Here is a 26393-nt window from a genome sequence, read left to right on the forward strand (position 1 = left end):
CCCCTTATTATTCATCGTTAAGGATTCATCTCAGGCGTCGATACCACCAACTGAATACAAAAATGAAGAATTCTGCAGCGTTTTCAAATCATTTAATCCGATCCCCAAGGAGCCTGACAAATGAAAATCAATTTACAATCCATATCTTCAAAGCTGATTCTGGGCGGCGTGACCGTTGTCCTGATTCCTTTAATCATCGTGGGTTATCTTTCCTTCTCTAAATCTGAGACAGCGCTTCAGGCGGTGTCGATGAATCAGGCCCAGGGCATTGCATCGGACCTTGCACGATTGACACAAAACATCCTTGAATCTGAAAAAAATACCGCGGCGGCCATGGCCGGTCAAAAACAGATCATGGATCTGGCCGAGTCGGTCCATGTGTCGGGACTGGAGGTCTCCAACAATCAATCCGCAACTTTTTTCAAGTCGCTGAAGCGGCAGTTTTCAAAAATGGGAAATCATTACCAAGGCGTTTATATCACTGATGCCAAAGGCCAGATTTTTACAGGTGTTCTCGAAAGTGGCGACGTTTATGAGGGCATCAACATTGCCAACCGTGATTTTTTCCAGAAGGCAAAAAACAGCAGCCAGGCAATAATCAGCGAGATGACCATCAGCAAAGCCACGGGAAAACCGATCGTGATGGCATGTTCGCCGATCAAGTCCGGTGGTGGTGCGTTTTTAGGGGTATTGGGGACGGTGATCAAAGCGGATTATTTCACCAGCCTGGTCGCCAAACGTAAAATTGGGCAGACCGGTTATGGATACATGATTGACCAGAAAGGTCTCATTCTGGCACATCCAAAAACCGAGCATGTTCTCAAACTTGATGTTTCCGGCATCGGTGAGATGGCCGAGATCAACAAAAACATGATGGCCGGTGATACCGGCGTCGAAGAATACACCTTCAAGGGAGTCAGTAAAATCGCGGGGTTCGCCCCGGTAGGTGTCAACGGCTGGTCCATCGGCGCCACCCAGGATCAGGCTGAATTCCTCGCCGCATCGTTTTCCATCCGCAATTCCAACATCGTGGTCGCCCTCCTTGCCGGCTTGATTACCGGCATCGTTGTCCTGTTTGCCGCCCGCTCCATCGTCCGCCCAGTCAATGCTGCCGTGGCCGGTCTCAAGGACATCGCCCAGGGTGAAGGTGACCTGACCATGCGACTTGAAGCTGTCAGCCGGGACGAGGTCGGCGAACTGGCCCGCTGGTTCAACGTCTTCATCGAAAAACTGCAGGGCATCATCAGGGATATTGCCGGCGGTGTGGAAACCCTCTCGTCATCCTCTACGGAGCTTTCCGCCATATCCGAACAGATGACCCAGGGCATTGAAAATGTGTCCGACAAGTCCAACACCGTATCCGCCGCATCCGAAGAGATGAGCGCCAACATGAATAATGTGGCCGCAGCCATGGAGCAAAGTACCACCAACACCAACATGGTGGCCACGGCATCCGAAGAGATGTCCGCCACCATCGACGAGATTGCCCGGAATGCAGAAAAAGCACGGGGCATCTCCGATGAGGCGGCGAACAAGGCATCCACCGCATCGACGAACATGGATCAACTGGGAACCGCGGCCAAATCCATCGGCAAGGTCATCGAGACCATCACCGATATTTCCGAACAGGTCAACCTGCTGGCCCTCAATGCCACCATTGAGGCGGCCCGTGCGGGTGAAGCCGGAAAGGGCTTTGCGGTCGTGGCCAACGAGATCAAGGAACTGGCCAAACAGACCGCCGCCGCCACCCAGGACATCAAGGGTAAGATCGAAAGCATTCAGGGGACCACGTCAACCACAGTCGCTCAGATCGCTGAAATTACCGGGGTTATTACCGATGTCAACGACGTGGTGGGCACCATCGCCACCGCGGTCGAACAGCAATCGGCAGCCACCAAAGAGATCGTCACCAATGTGGCCCAGGCGTCACAGGGGATCCAGGAGGTCAACGAAAACGTTAACCAGAGCTCTTCGGTATCCGTTGAAATTTCAAAAGATATTGCCGGTGTGAGCGTGTCCATGAATGAGATGTCCACCAGTAGCAGCCAGGTCAACCTCAGCGCCAGGGAGTTGTCCCAGCTTTCGGAGAACCTCAAACAGTTGGTAGACCAGTTCAAGATATGATTTGCTGCGAAGGCAGCGGGAACCTTGCCCGGTTCCCGCTGCCTGTTATTTTGTCCTCCACGGGGGTGTTGTCGGCCTGGCGGTCCCTGCACTACGGGGAACAAACTCCCCGGTCCCACATGTCATCTGCCCAAGTTGCCACCCAAAAGAGCGTCATCTGTCCCCAAAAAATTTATCGGTTGCTCAAGCGGAGGAACCGGGCAGCTCATTTTCATCGATGACGCTGTTTTTCAACACCCCGATCCCTTCGATTTCCACTTCAACCGTGTCGCCGTGAGTGATGGGCCCCACGCCGGAAGGGGTGCCGGTGAGGATGATGTCGCCGGGCATCAGGGTGAAATTTTTGGAAACGAAGGCGATGATCTCGGGTATTTTGAATATCATCTGGCGGGTATTGCCTTCCTGGACCGTCTTTCCGTTCAGCCGGCAGCAGATGTCCAGGTTATGCGGGTCCGGCATGTCAGCGGCCAGAACCACCCGGGGGCCGATCGGACCGAAGGTGTCGAAGGATTTACCGCGGGACCAACCGGTGCGGTCCCCGTTCTGGATGTTTCGCTGGCTGATATCGTTCATGCAGGTGTAGCCCAGAACAACGTCCATGGCCGCTTCGACGGCGACATTTTTGCAGCGGTCCCTGATGATCAGCGCCAGTTCCGCCTCGTAGTCGGTGCGCAGGGTCTTGAATCCGTATTCCCTGATGAATTTTGGGATGACGATGGGGTCTTCCGGGCCGACAAGGACATTGGGCGTCTTGGGAAAAAGCAGGGGCTCGCTGGGCACCTCATCGGTAAACCCCTTTACCTTGACCGAAACGCTTTCGGCAATGTGGGCCCGATAGTTCAGTCCCAAAGCAATCAGCTTGGTTGGGTTGATGGAGACGGTGTCACGGCTGTTTTTAATGGGTAGATTGATCATTGTTTGTGTCTTTAATAACAGATGGTAATACGTTGTTTTGAAAGGCATGGATGAGGGTTTCATCGATGGTGGCTTCGTAGCCGGTCAGGGTGGCCACCACCTGCTGGTCATCATCGAGGAAGGTGAAATCGGCAATCATCTTGCGGTGACTGAGCGTGGTTACGGTCATCACTGCCGTTACCCCCGTTGACGGGAACGACGGGCGATACTGGCGGTAGGCCCGGGCATAACTGGGCAGGCATACCTTGCCGGTCTGCTCGAAGCTCCAGAGGATGGCCATCTGAAAGGCCCCGTCCAACACCATGGGGTCCGCCATCCAGCGATCCCGGATGGGATCCTGCATCCACGCCTCGGGTTTGGGCGCGTTGGCCAGCCGGGCCGTCAGGCCGTGGTCGCTATAGTCGTCAATGGCCTTGATGGCACGCAGGTGGTCACCGTGAAAGAGGATATTCGTATAGACGCTGTCCAGATCCTTTGGATAGGCCCGGTTGCCGTTTTTGCCGTTGCCCGTGTAAACCGGCGCATCGGGCAGCCGGTCCACCAGAAGCGCCCGTGCCCGGGAATGGATTACATCCTTACCGTTTTTCACACCGTTTCTCAGTTCGACATCCACCTGCCAGGCATGGTCGGTTTTTTTGGCTTTACCGGCCATGAGGCGGACCAACTTGTGCTCCTGTTCGATACGGATGCCGCTCAGCAACCGGAAATCGTCGATGCCGTGCAACAAAAACCCGGGATTTTCCTTCAGGGCGCCGTGGCCGATCCATTCGGAGATCAGGGCAAAAGGCACCACCGGCTTGCCGCCGATGATATGGGAGGCCAGCACCGGATAGCGATGAAGGTCAAGTTCCCGGCGTTCCAGCAAGGCCAGGGGGGGGGCGGCGGGCAGGTCCGGCCGCTCGTCGGCCTCGGTGGTCAGCATGCTGCCGATGAGCACTTCCACGGGGCTGGGATCACCGTTTTGCATTTCCGCGACCATCATACGGGCGCCGGTTTCGATCGGAATCAGGCCGATCTCCATGTTATCAAAGGCTTTTTTAAGGGCCGGGGTCACCATGCCGCCGTCCCACGGCCCCCAGTTGATGGCCGTGACGCGGCATCCGGGGCGCTGCATGGATTCCACCCGGGCCATCTTGTTGAGCGCTTCGTTGGCCATGGCATAGTCGCACTGGCCAGTGTTTCCCGTGCGCGCGCTGACCGATGAAAACAGGATCATGTGGCGAAGGGATGTCGCGCCAAAGACCGCCAGCAGGTTTTTCAGGCCGTCAACCTTGGTGGCATACACCTGGCGGAACTGCTCGACGGTTTTGTCCACAATCAATCGGTCGTGAAGCACGCCGGCGCCGTGAACCAGGCCGGTGGTGGGGCCCATCTGGCTGTGAATGGCGTCAACGGCCGCCTTCAGGCTGTCCCGATCGGTCACGTCGGCGCAGTAATAAATGGCGTTGACACCGGATGCCTTGAGCGCTTCCATCGTCCGGGTGATGGCCAGGTTGGCCGTTTGCCTGCGGTATTCCGCTTCCAGCGCTCTGGGTGTCGGCGTGGTCTCGGTAAAGGCATGCCGGACGATGGCTTTTTTCATGGCCGCTTCACCGTCTGCCTCCCGAAGCCAGGCGGGTATGGCAAACGGGGGGGCCGAGCGACCGATCAGGGCCACTGATGCACCGCTGGTGCGAGCCAGGGCCAGGGCACAAGCAGCCGTTACCCCGCGTGCACCGCCGGTAACCACGACCACATCGGTATGGTCCAGCCGGATCGGTCCGTCGACGGTCTGGGTTGGAACCGGCTTCAGCGTCACGCGGCGATCCGGGTTCAACCCGATTTCCACCGGATCGTGATCGCAGACGGTCAGCAGTTCGGCAACAACCTGCCGGCAAGCCTCGTCGGGGGCCGAAAAGTCAGGCGCCAGGTCTATGGCCCGGCAGACCACCGAATCCCATTCCAGGGAGGCGGTTTTGGCCAGGCCGGCAAGGGCCCCCTGTTCCGGATCGGTAAAGGCGTTTCCCGTGAACCCGAAGGCGCCGTCCATGCCGGTGATTACGGCAAACAGCGCATCGCCGCCGGTCGATGCCTTGCGCAGTTCCGGTGCGGCATGTTTGGCCGCCAGAAACGCGCTTTCCGGATCGGTGGGGCCCCATATGATCAAGCCAGCCATACCCTCATATTGCGATGGGGTGTCCACCGCGGTGGAAGAAAGCAGGCGCGCTGCAATGCGGTTTTCCGCCAACCGGCTGACCGTGGTTTGCCCAATGGCGCGGTCGTCTGCCATGACGCCGATCCAGCGGTGCGGATCGATGTGCACGGCACGGCCGCTAGATTTGGGCGAGGCAATCATATCGATGATCTGGCGAGGGACGGTGTCTGAAGGATCGGTCTGCGGATGAGGGTCGGATGCCGGCGAATGGCCGGCGGTATCCTGCGACGGCTTCGGGGTGCCGGCGCACAGGAACGCTCCGATCTGTCCGAGGGTTTTCAGTGTGCCGACCATGTCCGGGGTGACCTGGGGCAGGTGGGGCATGCGTTCTTCCATGGCGGACAGAATCTCGACCCGCTTGATGGAATCGATGCCCAGGTCCGCCTCGATGTCCATGTCCATGCCCAGCATCTCTTCGGGATACCCGGTCAGCTCGGAAACGATGGACACCAGGGTGCGTTGAACCGTTTGTGAATCGTCGGCGGACGGTTCACCTGCCGCGGCCTGCGGGGCAGCGGCCGTGGCGCCGGCGCACAGGAACGCTCCGATCTGTCCGAGGGTTTTCAGTGTGCCGACCATGTCCGGGGTGACCTGGGGCAGGTGGGGCATGCGTTCTTCCATGGCGGACAGAATCTCGACCCGCTTGATGGAATCGATGCCCAGGTCCGCCTCGATGTCCATGTCCATGCCCAGCATCTCTTCGGGATACCCGGTCAGCTCGGAAACGATGGACACCAGGGTGCGTTGAACCGTTTGTGAATCGTCGGCGGACGGTTCACCTGCCGCGGCCTGCGGGGCAGCGGCCGTGGCGCCGGCGCTCAGGAACGCTCCGATCTGTCCGAGGGTTTTCAGTGTGCCGACCATGTCCGGGGTGACCTGGGGCAGGTGGGGCATGCGTTCTTCCATGGCGGACAGAATCTCGACCCGCTTGATGGAATCGATGCCCAGGTCCGCCTCGATGTCCATGTCCATGCCCAGCATCTCTTCGGGATACCCGGTCAGTTCGGAAACGATGGACACCAGGGTGTTGGTGATGGCCTCCGGGGCAGTGGCCGGTGTCCCATTGGGGAAGACCGGTGCCGGTGGTTGCCGGGTTTCGGGCGAATCGTCTGCTTCAGAGGCCGGAGCAGCAGGGACCGGGGCAACCGGGGGAGGGGCAACGGCGGTTGAAGGGGAGTGGCTCGCACCCTGCGCCGGTGGGGTGGCTGTCGGTTCCGTAGTCACCGCCGGCGGTTGGGCGTCCGTGGCAGCCGGTAGAGGATGACCCGGCGCGATGCCCACGAGCATCCGGGTGCTGGCCATCATTTCCTGCAGGGTTCTGCTGGCCTGTGCCTGGGTTTCCAGAAATGTCTGATGGGCACGGGCCGTCTGCTGCTGAAGGGACTGGATCGATTCCAGGCCCTTTTGGACGATGGCCAATGCCTCGTTCATATGGGTTCCGGCAGCCGGCTTGATGGGACGCTGCGGGGCAACCGTGTTGGCCGGGGGTGTTGCCGGTCTGTTTCCGTTCATGGGTTTTCGTGTGTCCGCGGTCGAGGGGGATTGAGGCCTGGCTGGTGTTGATACAGCCTTGGAGGCACGATCCACGGTCGGGGGCATGACCGTCGGCCCGGCGATGGGGGACCGCTTCTTTTTCCGGGGCGTCCGGTAGTTGGCCCCGGACAGCGGAACCACCATTTTCTGAGGCCGCGGCGCCGGAAGCGCATTTTCCCAGCGGTTGAGGTCCACGTCAACACCCAGGGCAGCCAGGTGGCCGATGGCATGGGCAAGATCCATGATGCCGGAATTTTTGCCGCAAGACCGGTCAAGGGCGATAACCGTGGCATCCCTGTCTTTGAGGATTGCCCGAACGAGCCCGGACAGCACCGCTTTGGGCCCCACCTCGACGAATGTGCGCACACCGGCGTCGTACAGGTGCTCGACGATCGGTTGAAACTGAACGGACGATGTCAGCTGCCGGCCGAGCAGCTTGGCGGCCTGTGACGGGTCGGACGGGTAGGGCACGCCCGTCACGTTGGCGTAAACCGGCGTTTTGGTGGGGGTGAACGTCGCCCCACCCACGATTCGGGAAAACGGTTTTTTAGCCCCTTCCACCAATGGGCTGTGAAACGCGGCCGCCACCGGCAGCCGGATGGCCCGGTATCCTTTTTGTGCGCATGCTGCCTCAGCCGACTCGATGGCCTCGGTCGTTCCGGACAATACCCCCTGCTCGGGGCTGTTGATGTTGGCCAGGACCACGCCGGGAATCGCTTCGACCATTGCCGCCAACCGGTCAACGGGCGCTTTTACCGCCAGCATGGAGCCCGCATCGCCGTCCTTTCCGGCATCGGCCATCATGCGGCCGCGGGTGACGCTCAGGTTCAGGAGGGTGTTCCGGTCGATCCACCCGGCAGCGTAAAGTGCCGGCAGTTCTCCGTAGCTGTGCCCGCAGGTGGCGTCCGGCCGCAGGTTGAACTCATCGAGCACCGAAAGCATGGCCAGGCTGATCGCGCCGATGGCGGGCTGGGCCACATCGGTGCGGCGAAGGTCGTCCGCCTGTTTCGAGTCGTCGGAAAACGCCGGGCGCGGAAAAATGATTTCTCCCAGGGACGGTGTCCGGTCAAACTGGCTGCTGGCCGTTTCAACGGCCTCCATGGCGCCTGGAAAGCAGCAGGCCAGGTCCCTGCCCATATGCGGATACTGGCTTCCCTGGCCGGGAAACATGAATGCGATTTTTCCGGTCGTCCGCTGTTTTGCACTATAGTAGATGCCCTGAGCGGTTAACACCGTCGATTCGCCCCCGCCGACCAGATCAATGGCCGATTGAAAGCGCTCCTGCAGGATTTTGCGGTCAAGGGTGGTGTCCACGACCATGATCAGCCGGCATGGATGGCTGGCGGAAAAACGGGTTCGCGTCTCCCTTGCGGTGCGGGAGAACTGCAGCGGGTCGACGGCCTCTTCGAAACGGGCCCCCATTTGCCGAATGCTGTCTGTGACGGTCCGGGCATCCGGACCCGAGAATGCCAGGATCTCTATCGATCCATCCCAGGCGATCTCTTTTTTATCGCTCTGGTATTCTTCGAGCACCACGTGGAAATTGCTGCCGCCAAAACCAAAGGAACTGACACCGCCGCGCCGCGGGTGGTCCTTGGTCGACAACCAGGGGCGGGGGGAGGTGTTCAGGTAAAAGGGACTGGATTCAATACCCAGTTTCGGATCGGGGTTGTCCGCCTTGATGGTGGGGGGCAGTACCTTGTTGTATAGGGAGAGTGCCGATTTGATCAGCCCGGCGGAACCGGCCGCCGCTTTGGTATGGCCGATCATCGATTTGACCGACCCCAGGGCACAGCGGTTGCCGTTGGGGTTTACCGCGCCGAACACCGTTTTCAGGGCGGTGAATTCCATTTCGTCTCCCACCCGGGTACCGGTGCCGTGGGCTTCAACCAGTTCCACCGTATCCGGTCGAATACCGGCATTGCGGTAAGCTTCCAGCAGGGCACGGGCCTGCCCCTCCGGGCGCGGCGCATAGATGCTTTGCGATTTGCCGTCGCTGGAGGAACCGATGCCGCGAATGAGGGCATAGATGCGGTCGCCGTCACGCTCGGCATCGTCGAGCCGTTTCAACACCAGAATACCGATGCCTTCCCCCAGCACCGTGCCGTCCGCATCTGCGGAAAAGGGGCGGGCGTCCCCGCTGTGGGACAACACACCGGTTTTGGAGAAGCACATGTGCATGAAAATATCATTGATCGTATCGACACCGCCGGTGACCACCATATTGCTTTTGCCGGTATGCAGTTCCATCAGTCCCAGGTGAAGGGCGCTCAGGCTGCTGGCACAGGCGGCATCCACCACGCAGTTGGTGCCGCCCAGATTCAGGCGGTTGCAGATGCGACCGGCGACCACGTTACCCAGCAGACCGGGGAAGGAATTTTCCTGCCAGGGGACATAACTGTCCGAAATGTCATCGACGATAGCCGATTTTTGCTGGTCGCTGAGGCCTTTGTCTTCGAGGGCTTTACGCCACAGGGGATGCCCCAGACGGGATCCCAGGGAAATGACCAGTTCCTGGGTGCCGGTAACGCCGAGAATCACCGAGGTGTGCTCGCGGTCAAAGTCCCGTTCGTCGCCGTAACCGGCATCGGACAACGCCATTTTGGTGGCCACCAGGCCCAGCAGCTGGGAGGTGTCCGTGGCTTCCAGGGCTGCGGGTGGAATGCCGAATTCGGTGGGGTCGAAGGACACGCTGGGAAGAAAGCCGCCACGGTTGCAATAAATGTGGTCCGGGCGTTTGGGATCGGCATCGTAATAGTCGTTCAACTGGCAGTGGGTTTCCGGCGGGGCACTGATGCAGTCGATTCCATTGAGCAGGGTCCGCCAGTAATCCTTGAGGTTTCTCGATCCGGCAAACATGCCGCCCATGCCGATGATGGCTACCGGTTGCTGGTCATATCTTTTTTCTGTGGTCATTTTTTATGTCTGGATAGGGGTTGGTGTTGTCTTTGTGGCCGTGGACGGAGCAAACAGCGATCCGCGGTCCTTTGGGGCCGTTTCAGCCAAGTAAAAAACCGAAAGCAGAATATAATTCATCATTGCATAAAATACAAGGGATTGACACGACGGGTTTGGGTTGTTAGGTAGGTATAACAACTTATTAAGGTAACCCGTTATGATTCATTACTATACCAATCGGGAATTGTCCGAGAAACTTGAGATTAATCTGGCACGCTGGAAAAGGTGGTCAAGATCTTTTCTGCCACCGGATCCGCTGGGCGGGATGCAATCGGGCTATGCCCGGCAGTATACCTTCAAAGACTTGTTAAAGGTTTTTCTGGGCGGGCATCTGATCTCTCATTTGAGATTATCTGTGCAGGACAGCCGGAAGGTGCTGGCCGATTTGGCCCCGTGGCTGAAAAAAGCGGGCTTTTTCGACATGAATGGATCGCTCGGGGCGGAATCGCAAAAAACGGAGCCCCCCCAACCCTATCGTATCTATTTTTGTCCATTACCCCGGGCAGAGACCCGAAACGGTTCGAATTTCGGCTATCTTATCCGGAGATCCGTCAGTGTTGACTCCGATGAGTCGGCGCCCGGCCACCGGGTCACGGAAAGGGTTGCAGAGACCCTGATCCATTCCGGGGCGCCGGACGGCCGGACCTTTTTAACGGATCCGAACGTGCGCATCATCAACATTTCGGCTCTGGTGGACCTGCTGGTGGACAGGCTCCACAGGAAAAACCAGTGATATCGGCTTGCGATGATGTCAGGGACCGAATCTGCGCTTCGGTGAGAGGGGTAAGGGTGTCTTTCACCGCAGACAGGTCGACGCCCTGATTTTTCAACATCCCCAGTCGGGCGATCACGGCGGCACCGTATAACAGGTTCATGGCAACGCTGACCGTTTTCCGGTTTTCCGGCCGTTCCAGAATGGATCCCCTGGCCCATTCGTTGAACGCGCCCATGGCCGGTCCACACCAGATCTGGTAATCGATGACCCGGTCCGGTTCACCGCTTTTGGCCCACAACGACGCCCGCCCCAGGTAAGAGCGGAATACGAGCGCCATTTTGTGTTTGGGATCTTTTTCGGCCCGATCCACCTGGTCCGGGTCCCGCTGGCTGAAAAACGCCCGGGTGTTTTCCCACTCATGGTCGAAGGAACATTTCAGGAACGTGTCTTCCACCAGTTTTCGCTGGCTCTCGGGCACATCATCGAAACGGTCGTAAGTCCGGTAGATATCGTACAGCTTGGATCCCCGCATGGAAAACATGGTGCCCCGCTTGAGCACCTGAACCTTGACGCCCATCTCGAACATGTCGGCCGCCGGGGCCATGATGATATCCGCCTGGCGGGATTCGGCCAGCATCTTTTTGACCATCGGGGAGGTGTCCGCTTCCACACAGGACTGATTGACGGAACCGGTAAGAATGTATGCCGCACCCATGGCAAATGCGGCGGCTGCCGATTCGGGCGTGGCGATGCCGCCGGCTAACCCCACCCGAAGGTCCATGGCATAATCGTGCGCCCGGCTCATTTCATCCCGCAGGGCTTTCATAGTGGGAAACAGGCACAGGGCGGGGCGGTTATCGGTGTGGCCGCCCGAGTCGGCTTCGGCGGTCAGGTCCTGGGCCATTGGAATCCGGCGGGCCAGTTCAGCCTGGTCGGCGGTGATGCTGCCCTGTTCCATGAGGCGTTGAAGATGTTTTTCCGCCGGCGGGGAAAAGAATTTCCGGGCGACCTCTTCGCGGGATACCTTGGCGATGATCCGGTTGGGGCAGATGATTTCGCCCTGGTCATTCCGGTGAATGCCATGGATGCGGTACTGGACCAGCGGCGTCGTCAGGTCCAGATAGGCGGATGCGGAGACCAGGCGGACGCCCCTGGCCAGGTACAGGTCCACGGTTTTTTGCTCCAGGGCCATATCATTGGGGCTATGAATCAGGTTGAATCCATAGGGGAGGCGGCCAAGGCTGGATTGAAGCCTGTCGATGGCCGATTCTATCTGTTCGATGGACAGTCCGCCGGCACCGAAAAAACCGATCATGCCGTTCTGGCCGGCAGCTTCCACCATGGCTGCCGACGTGATGCCGTTGGCCATGGCCCCGCATACATAGGCAAACCGCAACCCGTGGTCCGATTTGAAACCCGGGTCACCGAGGGATTCCAGGGCAAGGGGAGGGGCCCATCCCAGCAGTCGGCGGCTGTCGGCAGCCGGTCGTTCGATCGTTCCGAGGGTGGCGATGCCATCCTGGGCCACACCGATACGGCCGTCCATCTCCAGTACGTAAACAGGCCGTTCAAGATGGTAAACCGCTTTACAGACCGCCTGGTGGCCGGTGGCGGGCGACAGCCGGTCCGGTTTCCAGCAGCCGTGGGCGATTATCGATGGTTCCGTTTGGTTCACGAGGTATCCCCTTTTGGCCGGTCGTTTCTAATAAACTGTAATTGTTGTTGAATGCGCCTTTTAAACCAGGCCCAATTATCCGACCTGTCGGCATCTGTCAACCCGTTCGAAAAATGAACCCCGGCATCCATACGCGCATCGATCATAACAGATTGGAAAAGCTTATCTTTTTACATCGCCGGCGGCCATCTGTTCCAGTTGGTCCATCACACCGGCAACGGCAAGGCCAATGGCACGGTTGTCGGGCAGCGACCTGGCGATGGCGTCCAGGTCGCCTCTTTTTTGGGCTTGTACGAATGTTTCTTGGAAATGGAGGTCGAAAACCCAGCTGAGTTGGAGCAATTTGAAATCATTCAGGTTTTTCATGTGTTGAAATCCGGCCATCTGTTTTCGGGCAATCGCTTTGACGATGGCTTCATCCCATGCAGGGGTGTCGGGCAGATGCTGGACGATGGCCGGTTCGGGGTGCTGATCGAAACGGTAGTAGTCGGCGAACACTTTCCAGATATCCAGCTTGTCGGCATCGCGGATTAAACGCATGAAAACCAGGGATTCGGGGGGCCGGTTCCGGGGCAGGGCAGGCGCGTTGTGAAAGCGGACCGCATCGATGATCGTGTCCGTATCATCGGCAGACAGGTCCTTCAGAACGCCCGCAGCCTTCAATACATCAATGCCCAATGCCGCGTGGTTGGCCGATTGCCGGTCATTGAAGGTTCCATAACGGGTGTACTGCGCAAAGCGCCCGACATCGTGAAGCAGCCCAATGGCCTCGGCAATACGCATTTGGCCGCGGGTCAGATGGATGGCGCGGCCCAGTTGGCAGATGTTTTCACAAACCCGTGCCGTGTGGTCGATTTTCAACACCAGCGGGCTGTCTGCAGCCGCTTCGCCGGTGAGAAAGGAGCGGGCGTAGTCGGCGAACCACGATTTCAGGTGAGTCAGTTGATCGTTTCGCATAACGGAATGGCGTTATCCTCTGGGGTGGTATTTCTTATGGGCTTCGACCAACTGCCGCTGGGCCACATGGGTGTAAATCTGGGTGGTGGCGATATCCGCATGGCCCAGCATCATCTGGACGGCACGAAGGTCGGCACCGCCTTCGAGCAAATGGGTGGCAAAAGAGTGCCTTAAGCTATGGGGGGTTACCTTTTTATTTAACCCGGCCAGGCGGCCGTAGCGGCCGATCAGGTGCCAGAAACTCTGCCGGGTCATGGGGCCTCCACGGCGGGTGACAAACAGGTAAGCGCTGGAACGGTTTTTAAGCAGCAACGGCCGTGACTGGTCCACATACTTGCGGATGGCGGCCAGGGCCACCCGGCCCACGGGAACCACCCGTTCCCTGGCGCCTTTTCCGAAAACACGGACGAACCCGGCCTCCTGATTGACGCCGGTCATTTCCAGAAGGATCAGTTCGGACACCCGCAGCCCGGCCCCGTAAAGCAGTTCCAGCATGGCGGCATCCCGAAGGCCTTCGGGCCGGCCCAGGTCCGGTGTCGCCATCAACGCCTCCACATCGGCCACGGTCAGTACATCGGGCAGGTGCATGCCGGTTTTGGGCAGGTCGACCTGTAGCGTCGGATTGTTTTCGATAATCTTTTCATGGGTCAAAAACTTGAAAAAGCCCCGCAGGCTGACCAGGTGGCGCGCCCGTGAACGGGCGCTCAGTCCCCGTGCCCTCAGATGGATCAGGTAGGACAGGATCAATCCCGTGTCGATCCCGGAAACCGTGCTCGCTTTCTGTTTTTTCAAAAAACGGCCGAATTCGATCAGATCCCTGCGGTATGCGTTGATGGTTTTTTCACTCAGGCCTTTTTCCACCACCAGAAACGTCTGGTACTGCTCCATGCGCTGCCGGTAGTCCGGGTTGCAGTCCATGGTCTACACCCTGATCCGGGGGGTGAAGGGTGCGGGATCGTTGAGCACCTGGGCGCCATCGGGGCGGACCACGATCTGGTTTTCCATGCGGATTCCTCCCCAGCCGGGAATGTAGATGCCCGGTTCGACGGTAACGATCATCCCGGCTTCCAGCCGGTCGTTCTTGATCGGGCTCAGCCGGGGACGTTCATGGACCGCCAGTCCGGTACCGTGGCCCAGGCTGTGGCCGAATTTGCCGGCAAATCCGTTTCGGCTGATATGGTCCCTGGCAACCTTGTCTATCCCTGTGCCGCCGGCACCGGCCCTGATGGCGGCAATGGCCAGGTCGCGGGCCTCGACCACCGTATCGTAGACCTTCAAAAAATGGTCGTCCGGTGGGCCCATCACCACCGTTCGGGTCGTGTCCGAGCAGTATTCATCCACACGGGCGCCCCAGTCGATGAGGATGGGTTCTCCCGGTGCCAGCCTGCGGTCCGTGGGAACGGCGTGGGGCAGGGCACTGTTGGGGCCGGACGCCACGATAACGGGAAACGACAGCCCCTGGGCGCCGGCTTCGCGCATGGTTTTTTCCATGGACCAGGCCACCTGCTTTTCGGTCATGCCCGGCCGGAGGGCATCGATGGTCCGAGCGAACGCGTTTTCAGCCAGCCGCAGGGCCGCGACAGTCCGCTGGATCTCCTCCTCGGATTTGATTTGCCGCAGCGACTCCACCATGTTTTCCGTGGGCGTCAGCGCCACCTTCGGATTCATTTTGGCGAGCGCATCGGCGTAGGCTGTGTAATTTTTCTGGGAAATCCGGACGCTCTCGACGCCGAGACGCCGAATGCCCAGGCTGGCGGCGATTTCCGGCAATTCTTTTTCGAGGCCTTTGGGGTAGCAGACAACGTCGAATCCGGGCGCCTGGCTTTGGGCCTGCAATTCGTAACGGCTGTCGGTGGCCAGCACCAGATGGCGGTCGGAGATGATCAACACGCCCGCGGATTCGTCGAACTGGGTGTCCTCTCCGGTAAAACCGCTCAGGTAATAACGGTTTTCCTGGATCGATACCATCAGTGCGTCCAGTTCCTTTTCGACCAGCATCTGCCTGATCGCTGCAATGCGTTTTTCGATTGTCGAATTCAAGGATGATCCTTTCGTCAGGTGGTGACCCTGCGCAATGGATTGACAGCGTTGCCCCCTTTTTATTATGATTGAATTCTCTTTTCAACCCACGCCGTCATCTTTAATTGTGTTGGATTCGGGTGCTTTTTTACCCGAAGCGCCCCTGGAGGTCAGGATGAAGATCGATACCCATCGTCATATCGACCAGACGCTGTGCGGCCGCCCGCTGTCCGTAGAAGACGGAAGCAGTCTGGTCGAGCTGGTCACCACGGACCGGATGGCTGCCGACGACCGCGGACTGGTTCACGGCGGATTTATTTTCGGTGCCGCCGACTATGCCGCCATGATCGCTGTCAATCATCCCCATGTGGTCCTCGGGGCATCGGATGTGAAGTTTCTCAAACCGGTGCGCACGGGGGAGACGGTGGTCGCACGCGCCCGGGTCCGGGAGGTCAAAGGGAAAAAATATTGGGTCTCCGTGAGTGTGAGCAAGGATGACGAAGAGGTCTTTCAGGGAATGTTCACCTGTTTTGTATTGGACACGCATGTACTGGAATGAGGACTGAGACAACCCTATCTTCAACAGGCATTGAAAGGATTCCTGATGGCAAAGAAAATTGGTGTGCTATTGTCCGGATGCGGTGTTTTTGATGGTGCCGAAATCCACGAAGCGGTATTGACCCTTTTGTTTCTGGATCGGGCGGGGGCATCCATACGGTGCATGGCTCCGGATACGGATCAGCTGCACGTCATCAATCACTTGACCCAGCAGACCTCCGATGAACGGCGAAATGTGCTTGTGGAATCGGCCCGCATCGCCCGTGGGGAAATCGTGGACCTGAGCACGGTGGCCGCCGACGACATCGATGCGCTGATCATCCCCGGCGGGTTCGGAGCGGCCAAGAACCTGAGTGATTTTGCGGTCAACGGGCCCGGGGCCCAGGTTCATCCCCAGGTGCAGCGGCTGCTGGGCGAAATGGTGGACCGGTCCAAACCCATTGGCGCCATCTGCATCGCTCCGGCAACGGTCGTGTGCGCCCTGTCCGGGCGATCTCCCCGCGTAACCATCGGAAACGACGTCGGAACGGCTGCGGCCATCGCCTCCATGGGCGGTGAGCATGCCGACTGCGGCGTTGCGGATATCTGTGTCGATGAAAGCAACCGGATCGTTACGACACCGGCCTACATGCTCGGACCCGGCATCAAGGACGTGGCCACGGGTATTGAAAAACTGGTCGACAAGGTGCTGTCCCTGTGCTGACCCTTCCATTTTAACCGGCCAAAGAACGGGCCCCGGATTCCTTACAGATCCGGGGCCTGTCCGTGATTCGCGTGAAGATGCCTGCGGTTTTTTCAACCGTTGCGGCCAGGCCCGGGATCGCTGCCGACCGTCTCGGGATGATCGCTGACCGGGACGTCGCCGCTCCTTCCATCCGGAATGATTCACGCATTCAGATGGGTGCGGCTATCGTGAACATGGTCTTCTCACCGGCGTTATTAATCCATAGTAGATCATAATTACAACCGCCGGGCACCTGGCCCTGACCGTTGCCCTGACCGGGAAAATGAGGTAGGGTTCGAATCTGATTCAAAATCAGAATCTTGTTTGATTCAGTTCGCGGGTGCACGGCGGAAGCGACAACATATGGGGAACCTTACATGAAGACCATCATCGGAACCAGCAATCGGATTATCGAGGTGAACCTGTCAACCGGGAAGACCACCGAGTTTCAAGTGGACGACAATGACCGGCGGCGTTTTCTGGGAGGCAAGGGACTGGGCCTCAAACTGCTTTATGACCGAATGGCGCCGGGAATCGACCCGTTGGGGGAGGAAAACTACCTGGCCTTCATGATGGGTGTGCTGATGGGCACCGGCGCCCCCTGCACGGGGCGTTTCTCAGCCGTTACCAAATCCCCCCTGACCGGCATCATGGTGCATTCGTCCTGTGGCGGTCCGTTCGGGATGGCCCTGAAAACCGCCGGGTTCGACGGGTTGCTGGTCACCGGCAGGGCGCCGTCACCGGTGGTCCTTGACATTGATGAACACGGGGCACGGATCGTGGACGGGGCCCATTGCTGGGGGATGGATACCCGCGACGCCCAGGAACAGTTGAACCCGGATGGAAACGCCGGGGTTCTGGCGATCGGACCGGCCGGTGAAAACCGGGTCCCCATCGCCAACGTGACCTCCGGGCATCGTTATCTCGGGCGCGGCGGCCTGGGCGCGGTGATGGGGTCCAAGAATCTGAAAGGCGTCGTTGCCCGGGGAAAAGCGGTAAAAATCGTCCCCGCGAACATGAAACTGTTCAGCCGCGCCAAAAAACGGGCGGGCAGCTATATCAACAACAACCCGGTGACCGCCGACGATTACCGCCATTACGGCACCAGCAGCCACGTAAACTGGTGCAATGACAACGGCATTCTGCCGGTCAACAATTTCCAGGGAGGCAGCCATCCCCGGGCCGGGCAGGTGTCCGGGGAGGCCATGCGGCAGCGTTACAACGCCAGGCCCAGCACCTGTAAACCCTGTTCCATCATGTGCGGGCACAAGGGTACCCATGCGGACGGGAGCGTTCATCAGATTCCCGAATATGAAACCGTCGGCCTGCTGGGCCCCAATCTGGGTATTTTCGATCCGGATACGATCACCGGATTCAGTGACCGCTGCAATCTGTTGGGACTCGACACCATCTCCGCCGGGGCCGTTTTGGCCTGGTGCATGGAAGCCGGTCAAAAAGGCCTGATCAGTACCGGGTTGGCATTCGGATCCGATCAGGGGATCCTCCAGGCCCTGGATGACATGGCCCATCGCCGGGGGTTCGGCGACGAGATGGCCAACGGTACCCGGCGATTGTCCCAACGATACGGCGGTGCAGATTTCGCTATCCAGATCAAGGGGCTGGAGATGCCTGCCTACGACCCAAGGGGATCCTGGGGCCAGGGGCTGGCCTATGCGGTGGCCAACCGGGGCGCCTGTCATCTGTCGGCCACCACCTTTGCCCTCGAAGTGACCTTTGGTTTTCTCAATCCCTATACCGTCCGCGCCAAAGCCCGCTTCGTCAAGTTTTTTGAGAACCTGTACGCGGCGGTCAACTCCCTGCACACCTGCCAGTTTACCGCCTACGCCTATGTGCTGGAGCCCCCCATCGTGAAATACACCCCCAAATGGTTGCTCGGCCTGACGATGCAGTACCTGCCGGGAGTGGCCATCATGCTCATGGACGTCAGCATTTTTTCCAAACTCTGGCGATCGGTGACGGGACTCCGGCTGAACCAGTGGCAGATGCTCAGGGCCGGCGCGCGGATCCATGTGCTCGAGCGCATCATGAACACCGGAGAGGGCATTTCCCGGAAAGACGATATCCTGCCCAGGCGCTTTCTGGTCGAAGGGCGGGGATGCGACACCCGAAAACGAACGGTTCCCCTGCAGCCGATGCTCGATGCCTATTACCGGGTGCGGGGATATGATGCCCAGGGCATTCCCACCCCGAAAACATGCCGTGGCCTGGGTATCGACGCCAAAAGCCAAATCGCCACGGACCCGCGCATGGGCCATTTCAGGATGGTGTCACCCGGCGGCAAGCCTTTCAAACGGGCCTACCTGGCCATCATGCTCCTGGCCGTCGGGCGCGCCATCCAGGCTGCCTCCCGGGTGGATCGGGAGGTTCGGCGCGCCTTCGACACCATTCCGGACGGATTTACCTTCGCCCTGGCCGTTGCACCACAGGGCCCGGCCATGGTGGTGGGCAAAAACCGGGCAGGCCAGGTGAAATACCTGGGCGGCGACCCGGGAGAACGCTTCGTCGACCTGAGGCTGACCATTAAGAACATCGAGGCGGCGATCCTGCTTTTCACCTTTCAGGAATCCACGGTTACGGCCGTGGCCAGGGACCGGATGATCGTGGATGGGGATATCCCCGCCGCCTGCACGGTGGTTCGCATTCTGGATATGGTGGAGGTGTTTCTTCTGCCCCGGTTGCTGGCTTCACTGGCGGTAAGGCGATACCCCCGATGGCCGCCCCTGCGCAAATATGGGGGTCGGCTTCTGATATACCTGCGGACGGTTGCAGGCTTTTAAGCCATGGCCGTGAATCGCGGCGCTGTTTTTATCAAGGAGAATACGATGCAGCTACCCGGTGAATTTTCCTTTTCCTGCCCATTGAAAATCAACTGTGGCCGCCATTCACTGGCCCACCTGCCCGTCGAACTGTCCGCGGTCGGCGCCAGCGCACCACTGATACTGGCCAACCGTGACCGGGTTGGTAAAAAACGGGTCAAAACGGTGGTCGATGCATTCAAAACATCCGGATTGACGCTGGGCGTTTACGACCGGTTGAGCGGCGAACCGGACCCGGAGATGATATCCTTACTGGCGCGGATGTACCGTGACGGCGGCTGTGACAGCGTCGTTGCCGTGGGCAGCGGTTCGGTGGTGGATACGGCCAAATGCCTGAACCTGATCGTTTCGGCGGGGGACGGCGGGGATGCCGCTGGCCAGGAGAGAAACGATGCGGACCCGGGGCCGCTGCGGCCGTTGATGATGGTTGCCACGCCCGGCGGAAACGGCGACGAAGCGACAGGCTATGCCAGCGACGGCAGCCGCCGTCTGTGTTCCCGGCGGCTGATTCCAGCCGCGGCGTTTATCGACCCGGCGATGATGGACGGGCAAGACAGCCGGGAGGTCGCCGATGGGGCGCTGATTGCGCTGGTCCACGCCGTGGAGGCCTTTCTGGATGACGCTGCCGGACCGATGTGCCGCGCATATGCCCACACGGCTATCGGCCTGATAACCCAATACCTGCCCCCGGCCCTGGGAAAAACCGAGCGTAAAAAAAGCCTCTGTGCGGTGGTCAACGGACAGGTGGCCGCAGGTTGCGCGTTTTCTGCCGTATCGCCGGGGATTTGCCACACCCTGGCTCTCGGGCTGAACGAACCGGGGGGACCTCCCCGGGGATTTTTGATGGCCATGCTGCTGCCGTATCTGTTGGCAGAGGCCGGAAACACCGGTTCGGATCAAGTGGGCCAGCTGCTCTACCCCATGGTGGGCACGGACCTTTTCGCGATGACAGCGCCCGACTTGAAAACGCCGCGCACCATTGCCCTGCTGTGGGAGTTTTTCGATGGCCTCAACGCCCGTCTGGATTCGAAGATTCCAGCGTCCCTGGATCAGGCCGGATTGACGGAAGAACAGATCCAGCGTGCCCGCTCCCGGGGCGAACGCGGCCGCATCGATGATTGCCTGGAACGCATTATCGAAACCGCCCGGGCGGGTGAGGGCGTCATGACCGGATGACGCGGCCGGCCGCAGGCTGAATTTAACGACTCTCTTTCACAGGAGCTGACCATGCATTTCCCGGGCTACTACGAATTTTTCTGCCCCGTTAACACCGTCGCCGGCCACCAGGCCTTGGAAAAGATACCCCGACTGGTTCAACGGCTGGGTGCCAGGCGCCCCATGATCATCACGGACAAGGGGGTTGCTGCGGCCGGGCTGGTGGATATCGTTTCGGACGCCATCACCCCGGGCATCCACATCGGAGCCGTGGAAGACGACGTTCCCCCGGATTCCGACCTGAAAGCCGTTCACCGCCTTGCCGCTGTGTACCGGGAAAAGGGCTGTGATGCCATTGTGGCCGTGGGAGGCGGTTCGGTGATGGATACGGCCAAAGGTGTGAATATCATCGTATCTGAAGATGCCGATGACCTGATGCAGTTTTCCGGTGCCGGCAGGCTGACGCGGCCGCTGAAACCGCTGGTGGCTGTTCCGACCACCGCCGGCACCGGCTCCGAGGTTACGCTGGTGGCGGTGATTGCCGACCATGAGCGAAATTTGAAAATGCTTTTCACTTCCTATTTCCTGCTGCCCGATGCGGCCGTCCTGGATCCGCGCATGACCCTGACGCTGCCGCCGGCTGTTACGGCGGCCACGGCCATGGATGCACTGACCCATGCCATCGAGGCCTACACCTGCCTGGCCAAGAATCCGGTAAGCGATGCCCACGCCCTGATGGCCGTTGAATTGATTGGTCAAAATTTAATGAGTGTGATAAAGGAGCCGGACGATGCCGATGGCCGACTGGCGCTGGCCGTGGGGGCCAACCTTGCCGGGGTGGCTTTCTCCAATGCCATGGTCGGCATGGTCCACACGCTGGGCCATTCGGTGGGAGCGGTATGCGGTGTGCCACATGGCGCCTGCATGGCCATTTTGCTGCCCTATGGTCTGGAGTACAACATGCATAAAAACAGCCATCTGGCCGCTCAGCTGTTGCTTCCCCTGGCCGGGGTGCAGACTTATGCGCGCACCCCGGCCCATCTTCGTGCGCAGCAGCTCGTTGCTGTCATACGGCAGTTGAACCAGCGCCTTCATCAGCAGACCGGCGGGCGGCACGCCCGTTTTTTCAAGGAAATTACGGGGCCGGACGGCAACGCCAGCGTGCCGGTGGAAAAGTTGAACGACATTGCGGATAAAGCCATGGGGGACGGCTCCATTTTTTACAATCCCGAGGAAATAGACCGTGACGATCTGATCATGGTCATGTCACACGCGTGGGAGGGAACCCCGCTCGATCGAAATCTCGTCAGAAGAGGCAGCCTTCAGATCCGATGACCACCACCAACAAAGACACGTATAATCGAACCTATCCCATTTCGTGGGAACAACTGCAACGGGACGCAAGGGCGCTCTCATGGCGCCTGATTGAACTGGGTCCCTGGCAGGGCATCATTGCCATTACCCGTGGCGGGCTGGTTCCGGCCGCCATCATTGCCAGGGAACTGGATATCCGCCTGGTTGACACCGTCTGCATTGCCAGTTACGCTGGGCGGCGTCGGGGACAGATCCAGGTGCTCAAAGCCACCTCCGGGGACGGGGACGGCTGGCTGCTGATCGATGATCTGGTGGATACCGGCAAGACGGCCAGGCTGGTCCGCGAAATGATTCCCAAGGCTCATTTTGCCACCGTATACGCCAAGCCGGCCGGACGCCCCCTGGTGGACACCTTTATGACCGAGGTCAGCCAGGATACCTGGATCCTGTTCCCCTGGGATTCCGAAATTCAGTTTGCAAAACCCATTGCAGGACGAAAACAGCAGGACGTGTAGCCATGATGCCCGCTTTATGGACCAAGGAGACCGTTGCAATGCGAATCAGGGTGATCGTTTTCATCGCAGCCGTTGTGATGACGGGCTGTGTCCATCTGGACATTCAAAAAAATATCGACGCGCTGGGTCGGATAGAGCCGGGCGACACCCAGGCGGCCGTTTTTGAAACCATGGGCCCCCCCGATCTCAGAAACGATATCAACGACCGCCGCTTCGTGGTCTTTTACCAGACCAAAACCGGCAAGGCCGACGGGACAACGCCCTTGACCGCGCTGTGCACACCGATCGCTTTCGAGAACGGGAAGGTGGTCGAGGTCGGAAATGATTTGACCGATCAGTGGACCCGGGAGGAAGAAGAACGCCAACGACAGGCAGAGATTGCAGAAAAAGCCCGGCGGGAAGCGAAAATGGCCGAATTGGCCCGGCAACGGGCGGAAACCGAACGCCGGGATAAAATCGCCGCCCTCGAAAAAAAAGTGAAACCCGTACCCGTCTCCAATGCCGCGTTGAACCTGAAGTTATATCGCCAGTTAAGGGATCTGGATCCGGATAATTCCCGATACCAGAAAAAAGTGGCCTTTTACGAAGAACGGCTGGTCCGGCAAAAAAAAGCGCGGCAGGATCGCGCCGCCCGCAAGGCCAAAGAAAGGCAGCGGCGTGAATGGGAACAGGCCCGGGATACACGCAATAAGCAGCTGCGGCATTATACCGGCAACGGCACTGCCGAGATGGCCGTGCACGACATGGGCAGCGGATCCCTCTACGTATGGGTGAAAAACGTGAGCCAGCAGATTATCACCACCCACCCCGACTATTTCACCCTTTTGGACAGTGACCGCAACCCGGCCAGGTGTGAGATCAGCGACAGCCTGGACAGCGTCCTGGAGCCCGGCGGCATTTCCCACGGCAAGATTGATTTCAGCAGGGAGGTCCAGCCCGGCGAGTTGATCTTCCAGAACCGGGAATCGGGACGGATCAGCAAACTGTTTCAATAAACAGTTCCAGTCAACAGACCCTTTCCGAAAAGAAAACCGCACGGCCCCTCCACGGGATGTGCGGTTTTTACGTTTCAACGGGGCTTTATCTGTAAGCGTTTGCGGGGTTGAAGCGATCAACGTGTTGAAAACACCAAACGGCAGGCGTTTACACGGTGCCGCAGATGCAAGGCGGCGGGCATGCAGGCGCGCTGCTTGTACTTCAAAAGCCCGGCAACGGAGCAGATGCGGTACCCTGTGAACGCTTGCCGTTATTTCATCAACCCGGGCAGGAACAGGGCGATCTGGGGAAAGGGGATCATCAGCGCCACCCCCGCAACCAGAGCGACCAGCAAGGGTATGACCCCTTTGAAAATGACCTCCAGGGGGACGGTCCGCGCCACGCCGGAGACCACATAGACATTGACGCCCACCGGCGGGGTGATGACCCCGATCTGGGTGACCAGAACGATAATGACGCCGAACCACATGGGGTCGTAACCCATTGAGATGATGACCGGATAAAAGATGGGCACGGTCAGCATGATAAAGGCCAGGGCATCGATAAAACAGCCTCCCACCAGGTAGACGCCGATAATCAGGGCCATGATGAGATAAGGCGGCAGGTTGAAGCCGGTCACCCAGCTGGCCACATCGAAAGGGATCCGGGTGATGGCCAGAAAATGGCCGAAAATGGTGGCGCCGGCCACGATCACCAGGACCATGCAGGATATACGGGTGGTTTCAAAAAGTGCCTGGATGAAGCCTTTTACGGTGATGTTTCTACGCGCAGTGGCGATGATCAGGGTCCCCATGGCACCAATGGCGCCGGCTTCCGTCGGCGTGAAGATGCCGAAGAAGAGACCGCCCATGACAAGGGCAAACAGGATCAGGGTTTCCACCAGACCGGCCAGGGATGCCAGCTTCTCCTTCAAGGTGGTACGGGGTCCCCGGGGGGCTACTTCCGGCCGCAGGGTGGCCCAGACGACCACGGCCAGGATAAACAGCCCGGTGAGCATGACGCCGGGCACGATGCCGGCCATGAACAGCTTGCCGATGGACTGCTCGGTCATGATGCCGTAAATGATGAAAATGACGCTGGGCGGGATCAGGATGCCCAGGCTGCCACCGGCGGCCACGACGCCGGTGGCCAGACTGTCCTGGTAGTTGTATTTTTTCATTTCCGGCAGAGTGACGGCGGCCATGGTGGCGGCGGTGGCGTTGGTGGACCCGCAGATGGCCGAAAAACCCGTGCAGGCACCCAGCGTGGCCACGGCCATGCCGCCGGGCCAGTGGCCGATGAACGTGTAGGCCACCTTGAACAGCCGGCTGCTGATCCCCGAATGAAAGGCGATCTGGCCCATCAGGATAAACAGCGGAATGACGGTCAGGTTATAAGAACCGAAGACATCGAACAGATCTTTGGCCATTAGGTTGAGGGCCGCGTCCACGGTGACGATATAACCAAAACCGGCCACGCCCAGAAGGGCCATTAGAAAACCAACGGGCATTTTGGTAAAGATCAGGACAAACAACAAAATGAGGCCGGCGATGCCGGCCATAGTGGGACTCATCGACAATTCCTTACTGTGTTATGGCTTTGGGTATCCCTCAACGTTGGTCTAAACGGGCGTCCTGAAAGTTTTCAGCGACCATGACGCACAATGGACGTATAGCACCACACTCAGCATGGCACATCCGATGGCGATGCCGAGAACGAACGGGTGGATAGGCATCTGCAGTGTCATGGACACCTCGCCGCTGGCCTTCAGATCGCGCGAGTACAGCAGGCACTGGCGACCCAGAACGGTGAACAGCAGTGCGCAGATGCCGGCATTGATGGCTTCAACGGCATGCTGCAGCCGTTTGGGGAAACGCTGTACCAAAAAATCGACGGCGATGTGCCCGTGGTCGACGGAAGTGCGGGCCAGGGAAAAAGAAACGAAGACGGCGCCCAGCATACCCACGATTTCGTAAGTGCCGGGAATGGGGTGACGAAAAAAGCGCAATACCACATCCAGGCAGGTCAGCGCCATCATCCCCACCACAGCGGCGGCGGCAATGCCGTTGAAAAACGAGGCCAGTCGGCCAACCAGGCGTTCAATCCGATTCAATGCATCGCTCCCGATTATTTTAGGCCGTCGATAGCGCCGGTGAGCATCTGGACCGTTTTCCGTCCATCCAGATTTTTGGCGTCCGCCCCTGAAATGTAGGCGTCAATGATGGGGCGCACTTTTTCTTTCCAGCGGAGGGTTTCATCGTTGTCCATCTGCAGGATCTCGTTGCCCAGGCTGGTGGCATACGTGCGCCCTTCCTGGTCGCCCTGGTCCCATCGCTTCCCGTGAACATCGATCCACTTGCGGCTGGTCGCTTCGAAGATGTCCCGGACTTCCGGGCTCAGCTGATTCCATTTGGCCTTGTTCATCACCACAAACATGGCCGTCGTGTATCCCACACCGTTACAGTCCGTGGTGTATTTGACCACTTCTGCCTGGCGCCACCCCTTGAGCACCTCGATCGGGCCGAAGGTGCCTTCTACCACGCCCTTTTGCAGGGATTCATAAGTATCGCCCTGGGGCATGGCCACGGGAACGGCGCCCAGGGCCTCGACCACTTTGGCGCTGAGCCCGGTGGACCTGATCTTCATGTTCTGCAGGTCGGCCAGGGTGCTGACCGGTTTGCGGGTGTGCAGCAGCCCGGGGCCGTGGGCGTGCAGGTAAAGCACTTTGACGTCATCCAGTTCAGCCGGTTTGAATGTTTCGTAAAAGGCATTGGCGGTCCGGGTGGCGGCCAGGCCGCTGGGGTAGCCCAGGGGAAGGTCGAGGGCCTCCATGACCGGGAAACGCCCCCGGGTGTAGGCGAAGCAGGACATGCCGATATCCGAAATGCCCTTGACGACGCCGTCGTAGCACTGGTTGGCCTTGGTGAGGGTCCCGCCCGGAAATACGGTGATTTTGACCTTGCCGTCCGTCAGGCGTTCGATTTCCCTGGCCCATTCCATGCCTGCCAGGCACTGGCCATGGGTGGGGGGAAAAAATATGCTGTATGTCAGATGGATCGGTTTTGCCACGACGACAGCAGGAAACATGGCGGTTGTTCCAATCACGATGACGACCAGGCTCAAAACGAACAGGCGAACAGATTTCATCGGCGCTCCTTTGTATTCTGCCATAACATGACAAATTGACATTGAACATCGGGGAAATAATCGCGTATATTCATAGAT

General features: G+C 59.1%; 18 protein-coding genes. 9 read left to right on the forward strand and 9 right to left on the reverse strand.

The window, feature by feature from the left end:
- Window positions 1-120: 120 nt before the first annotated feature.
- Window positions 121-2124: a methyl-accepting chemotaxis protein gene (locus DSCA_RS03735; protein ID WP_231716368.1), complete on the forward strand. Its 2004-nt coding sequence runs from the start codon at window positions 121-123 to the stop codon at window positions 2122-2124.
- Between the two features lie 183 nt (window positions 2125-2307).
- On the opposite strand, the gene DSCA_RS03740 is transcribed toward DSCA_RS03735, so the two are convergent.
- The gene (locus DSCA_RS03740) at window positions 2308-3039 is read right to left on the reverse strand and encodes a fumarylacetoacetate hydrolase family protein (protein WP_155315155.1); all 732 of its coding nucleotides are present in this window, start codon (window positions 3037-3039) and stop codon (window positions 2308-2310) included.
- Window positions 3020-9682, reverse strand: a complete 6663-nt coding sequence (locus tag DSCA_RS03745; protein ID WP_155315156.1) for a type I polyketide synthase — start codon at window positions 9680-9682, stop codon at window positions 3020-3022. Before DSCA_RS03745 ends, DSCA_RS03740 begins: the two co-directional genes overlap by 20 nt.
- Window positions 9683-9881: 199 nt before the next feature.
- Here DSCA_RS03745 and DSCA_RS03750 point away from each other — a divergent pair, with 199 nt between their 5' ends.
- Window positions 9882-10457 (forward strand): hypothetical protein, encoded by a 576-nt coding sequence (locus DSCA_RS03750; protein WP_155315157.1) that lies wholly within the window; start codon window positions 9882-9884, stop codon window positions 10455-10457.
- On the opposite strand, the gene DSCA_RS03755 is transcribed toward DSCA_RS03750, so the two are convergent.
- The 4 genes from DSCA_RS03755 to DSCA_RS03770 all read right to left on the reverse strand — a co-directional run bounded on the left by DSCA_RS03755 (window position 10399) and on the right by DSCA_RS03770 (window position 15111).
- Window positions 10399-12114: a PfaD family polyunsaturated fatty acid/polyketide biosynthesis protein gene (locus DSCA_RS03755; protein WP_231716369.1), complete on the reverse strand. Its 1716-nt coding sequence runs from the start codon at window positions 12112-12114 to the stop codon at window positions 10399-10401. The genes DSCA_RS03750 and DSCA_RS03755 overlap by 59 nt on opposite strands.
- 162 nt (window positions 12115-12276) lie before the next feature.
- Window positions 12277-13071 carry an HD domain-containing protein gene (locus DSCA_RS03760; RefSeq protein WP_155315158.1) on the reverse strand — a complete coding sequence of 265 codons (795 nt, stop codon included), beginning with the start codon at window positions 13069-13071 and terminating at the stop codon, window positions 12277-12279.
- A 12-nt stretch (window positions 13072-13083) separates the two neighbouring features.
- Complete coding sequence (gene xerD, locus DSCA_RS03765) at window positions 13084-13989, reverse strand: site-specific tyrosine recombinase XerD (protein WP_155315159.1); 906 nt, start codon at window positions 13987-13989, stop codon at window positions 13084-13086.
- 3 nt (window positions 13990-13992) lie between these two features.
- Window positions 13993-15111 carry a M24 family metallopeptidase gene (locus tag DSCA_RS03770; protein WP_155315160.1) on the reverse strand — a complete coding sequence of 373 codons (1119 nt, stop codon included), beginning with the start codon at window positions 15109-15111 and terminating at the stop codon, window positions 13993-13995.
- A 154-nt stretch (window positions 15112-15265) separates the two neighbouring features.
- On the opposite strand from DSCA_RS03770, the gene DSCA_RS03775 reads away from it, so the two are divergent.
- From DSCA_RS03775 to DSCA_RS03805, 7 genes are all read left to right on the forward strand, one after another.
- Window positions 15266-15649, forward strand: coding sequence for a thioesterase, FlK family (locus DSCA_RS03775; protein WP_155315161.1), 384 nt, complete (start codon window positions 15266-15268; stop codon window positions 15647-15649).
- Between the two features lie 45 nt (window positions 15650-15694).
- Complete coding sequence (gene elbB / locus DSCA_RS03780) at window positions 15695-16351, forward strand: isoprenoid biosynthesis glyoxalase ElbB (protein ID WP_155315162.1); 657 nt, start codon at window positions 15695-15697, stop codon at window positions 16349-16351.
- A 398-nt stretch (window positions 16352-16749) separates the two neighbouring features.
- On the forward strand, window positions 16750-19170 hold the full coding sequence (locus tag DSCA_RS03785; RefSeq protein WP_155315163.1) for an aldehyde ferredoxin oxidoreductase family protein: 2421 nt from the start codon (window positions 16750-16752) through the stop codon (window positions 19168-19170).
- A 45-nt stretch (window positions 19171-19215) separates the two neighbouring features.
- The gene (locus DSCA_RS03790; RefSeq protein WP_167527589.1) at window positions 19216-20385 is read left to right on the forward strand and encodes an iron-containing alcohol dehydrogenase; all 1170 of its coding nucleotides are present in this window, start codon (window positions 19216-19218) and stop codon (window positions 20383-20385) included.
- Between the two features lie 51 nt (window positions 20386-20436).
- Window positions 20437-21699, forward strand: a complete 1263-nt coding sequence (locus DSCA_RS03795; RefSeq protein WP_155315165.1) for an iron-containing alcohol dehydrogenase — start codon at window positions 20437-20439, stop codon at window positions 21697-21699.
- Window positions 21696-22193: a xanthine phosphoribosyltransferase gene (gene gpt / locus DSCA_RS03800; protein WP_155315166.1), complete on the forward strand. Its 498-nt coding sequence runs from the start codon at window positions 21696-21698 to the stop codon at window positions 22191-22193. The genes DSCA_RS03795 and gpt overlap by 4 nt, the downstream gene beginning before the upstream one ends.
- A 38-nt stretch (window positions 22194-22231) precedes the next feature.
- Window positions 22232-23188 (forward strand): DUF3192 domain-containing protein, encoded by a 957-nt coding sequence (locus DSCA_RS03805; RefSeq protein ID WP_167527590.1) that lies wholly within the window; start codon window positions 22232-22234, stop codon window positions 23186-23188.
- 251 nt (window positions 23189-23439) lie between these two features.
- On the opposite strand, the gene DSCA_RS03810 is transcribed toward DSCA_RS03805, so the two are convergent.
- From DSCA_RS03810 to DSCA_RS03820, 3 genes are read right to left on the reverse strand one after another with little or no spacing between them, the layout of a single operon-like run.
- The gene (locus DSCA_RS03810; protein ID WP_155315168.1) at window positions 23440-24741 is read right to left on the reverse strand and encodes a TRAP transporter large permease; all 1302 of its coding nucleotides are present in this window, start codon (window positions 24739-24741) and stop codon (window positions 23440-23442) included.
- Between the two features lie 48 nt (window positions 24742-24789).
- Window positions 24790-25281, reverse strand: coding sequence for a TRAP transporter small permease (locus tag DSCA_RS03815; protein WP_155315169.1), 492 nt, complete (start codon window positions 25279-25281; stop codon window positions 24790-24792).
- Window positions 25282-25295: 14 nt separating this feature from the next.
- Window positions 25296-26315: a TRAP transporter substrate-binding protein gene (locus DSCA_RS03820; RefSeq protein ID WP_155315170.1), complete on the reverse strand. Its 1020-nt coding sequence runs from the start codon at window positions 26313-26315 to the stop codon at window positions 25296-25298.
- Window positions 26316-26393: the final 78 nt, after the last annotated feature.

The organism is Desulfosarcina alkanivorans, assembly GCF_009688945.1.
GTDB lineage: Bacteria > Desulfobacterota > Desulfobacteria > Desulfobacterales > Desulfosarcinaceae > Desulfosarcina > Desulfosarcina alkanivorans.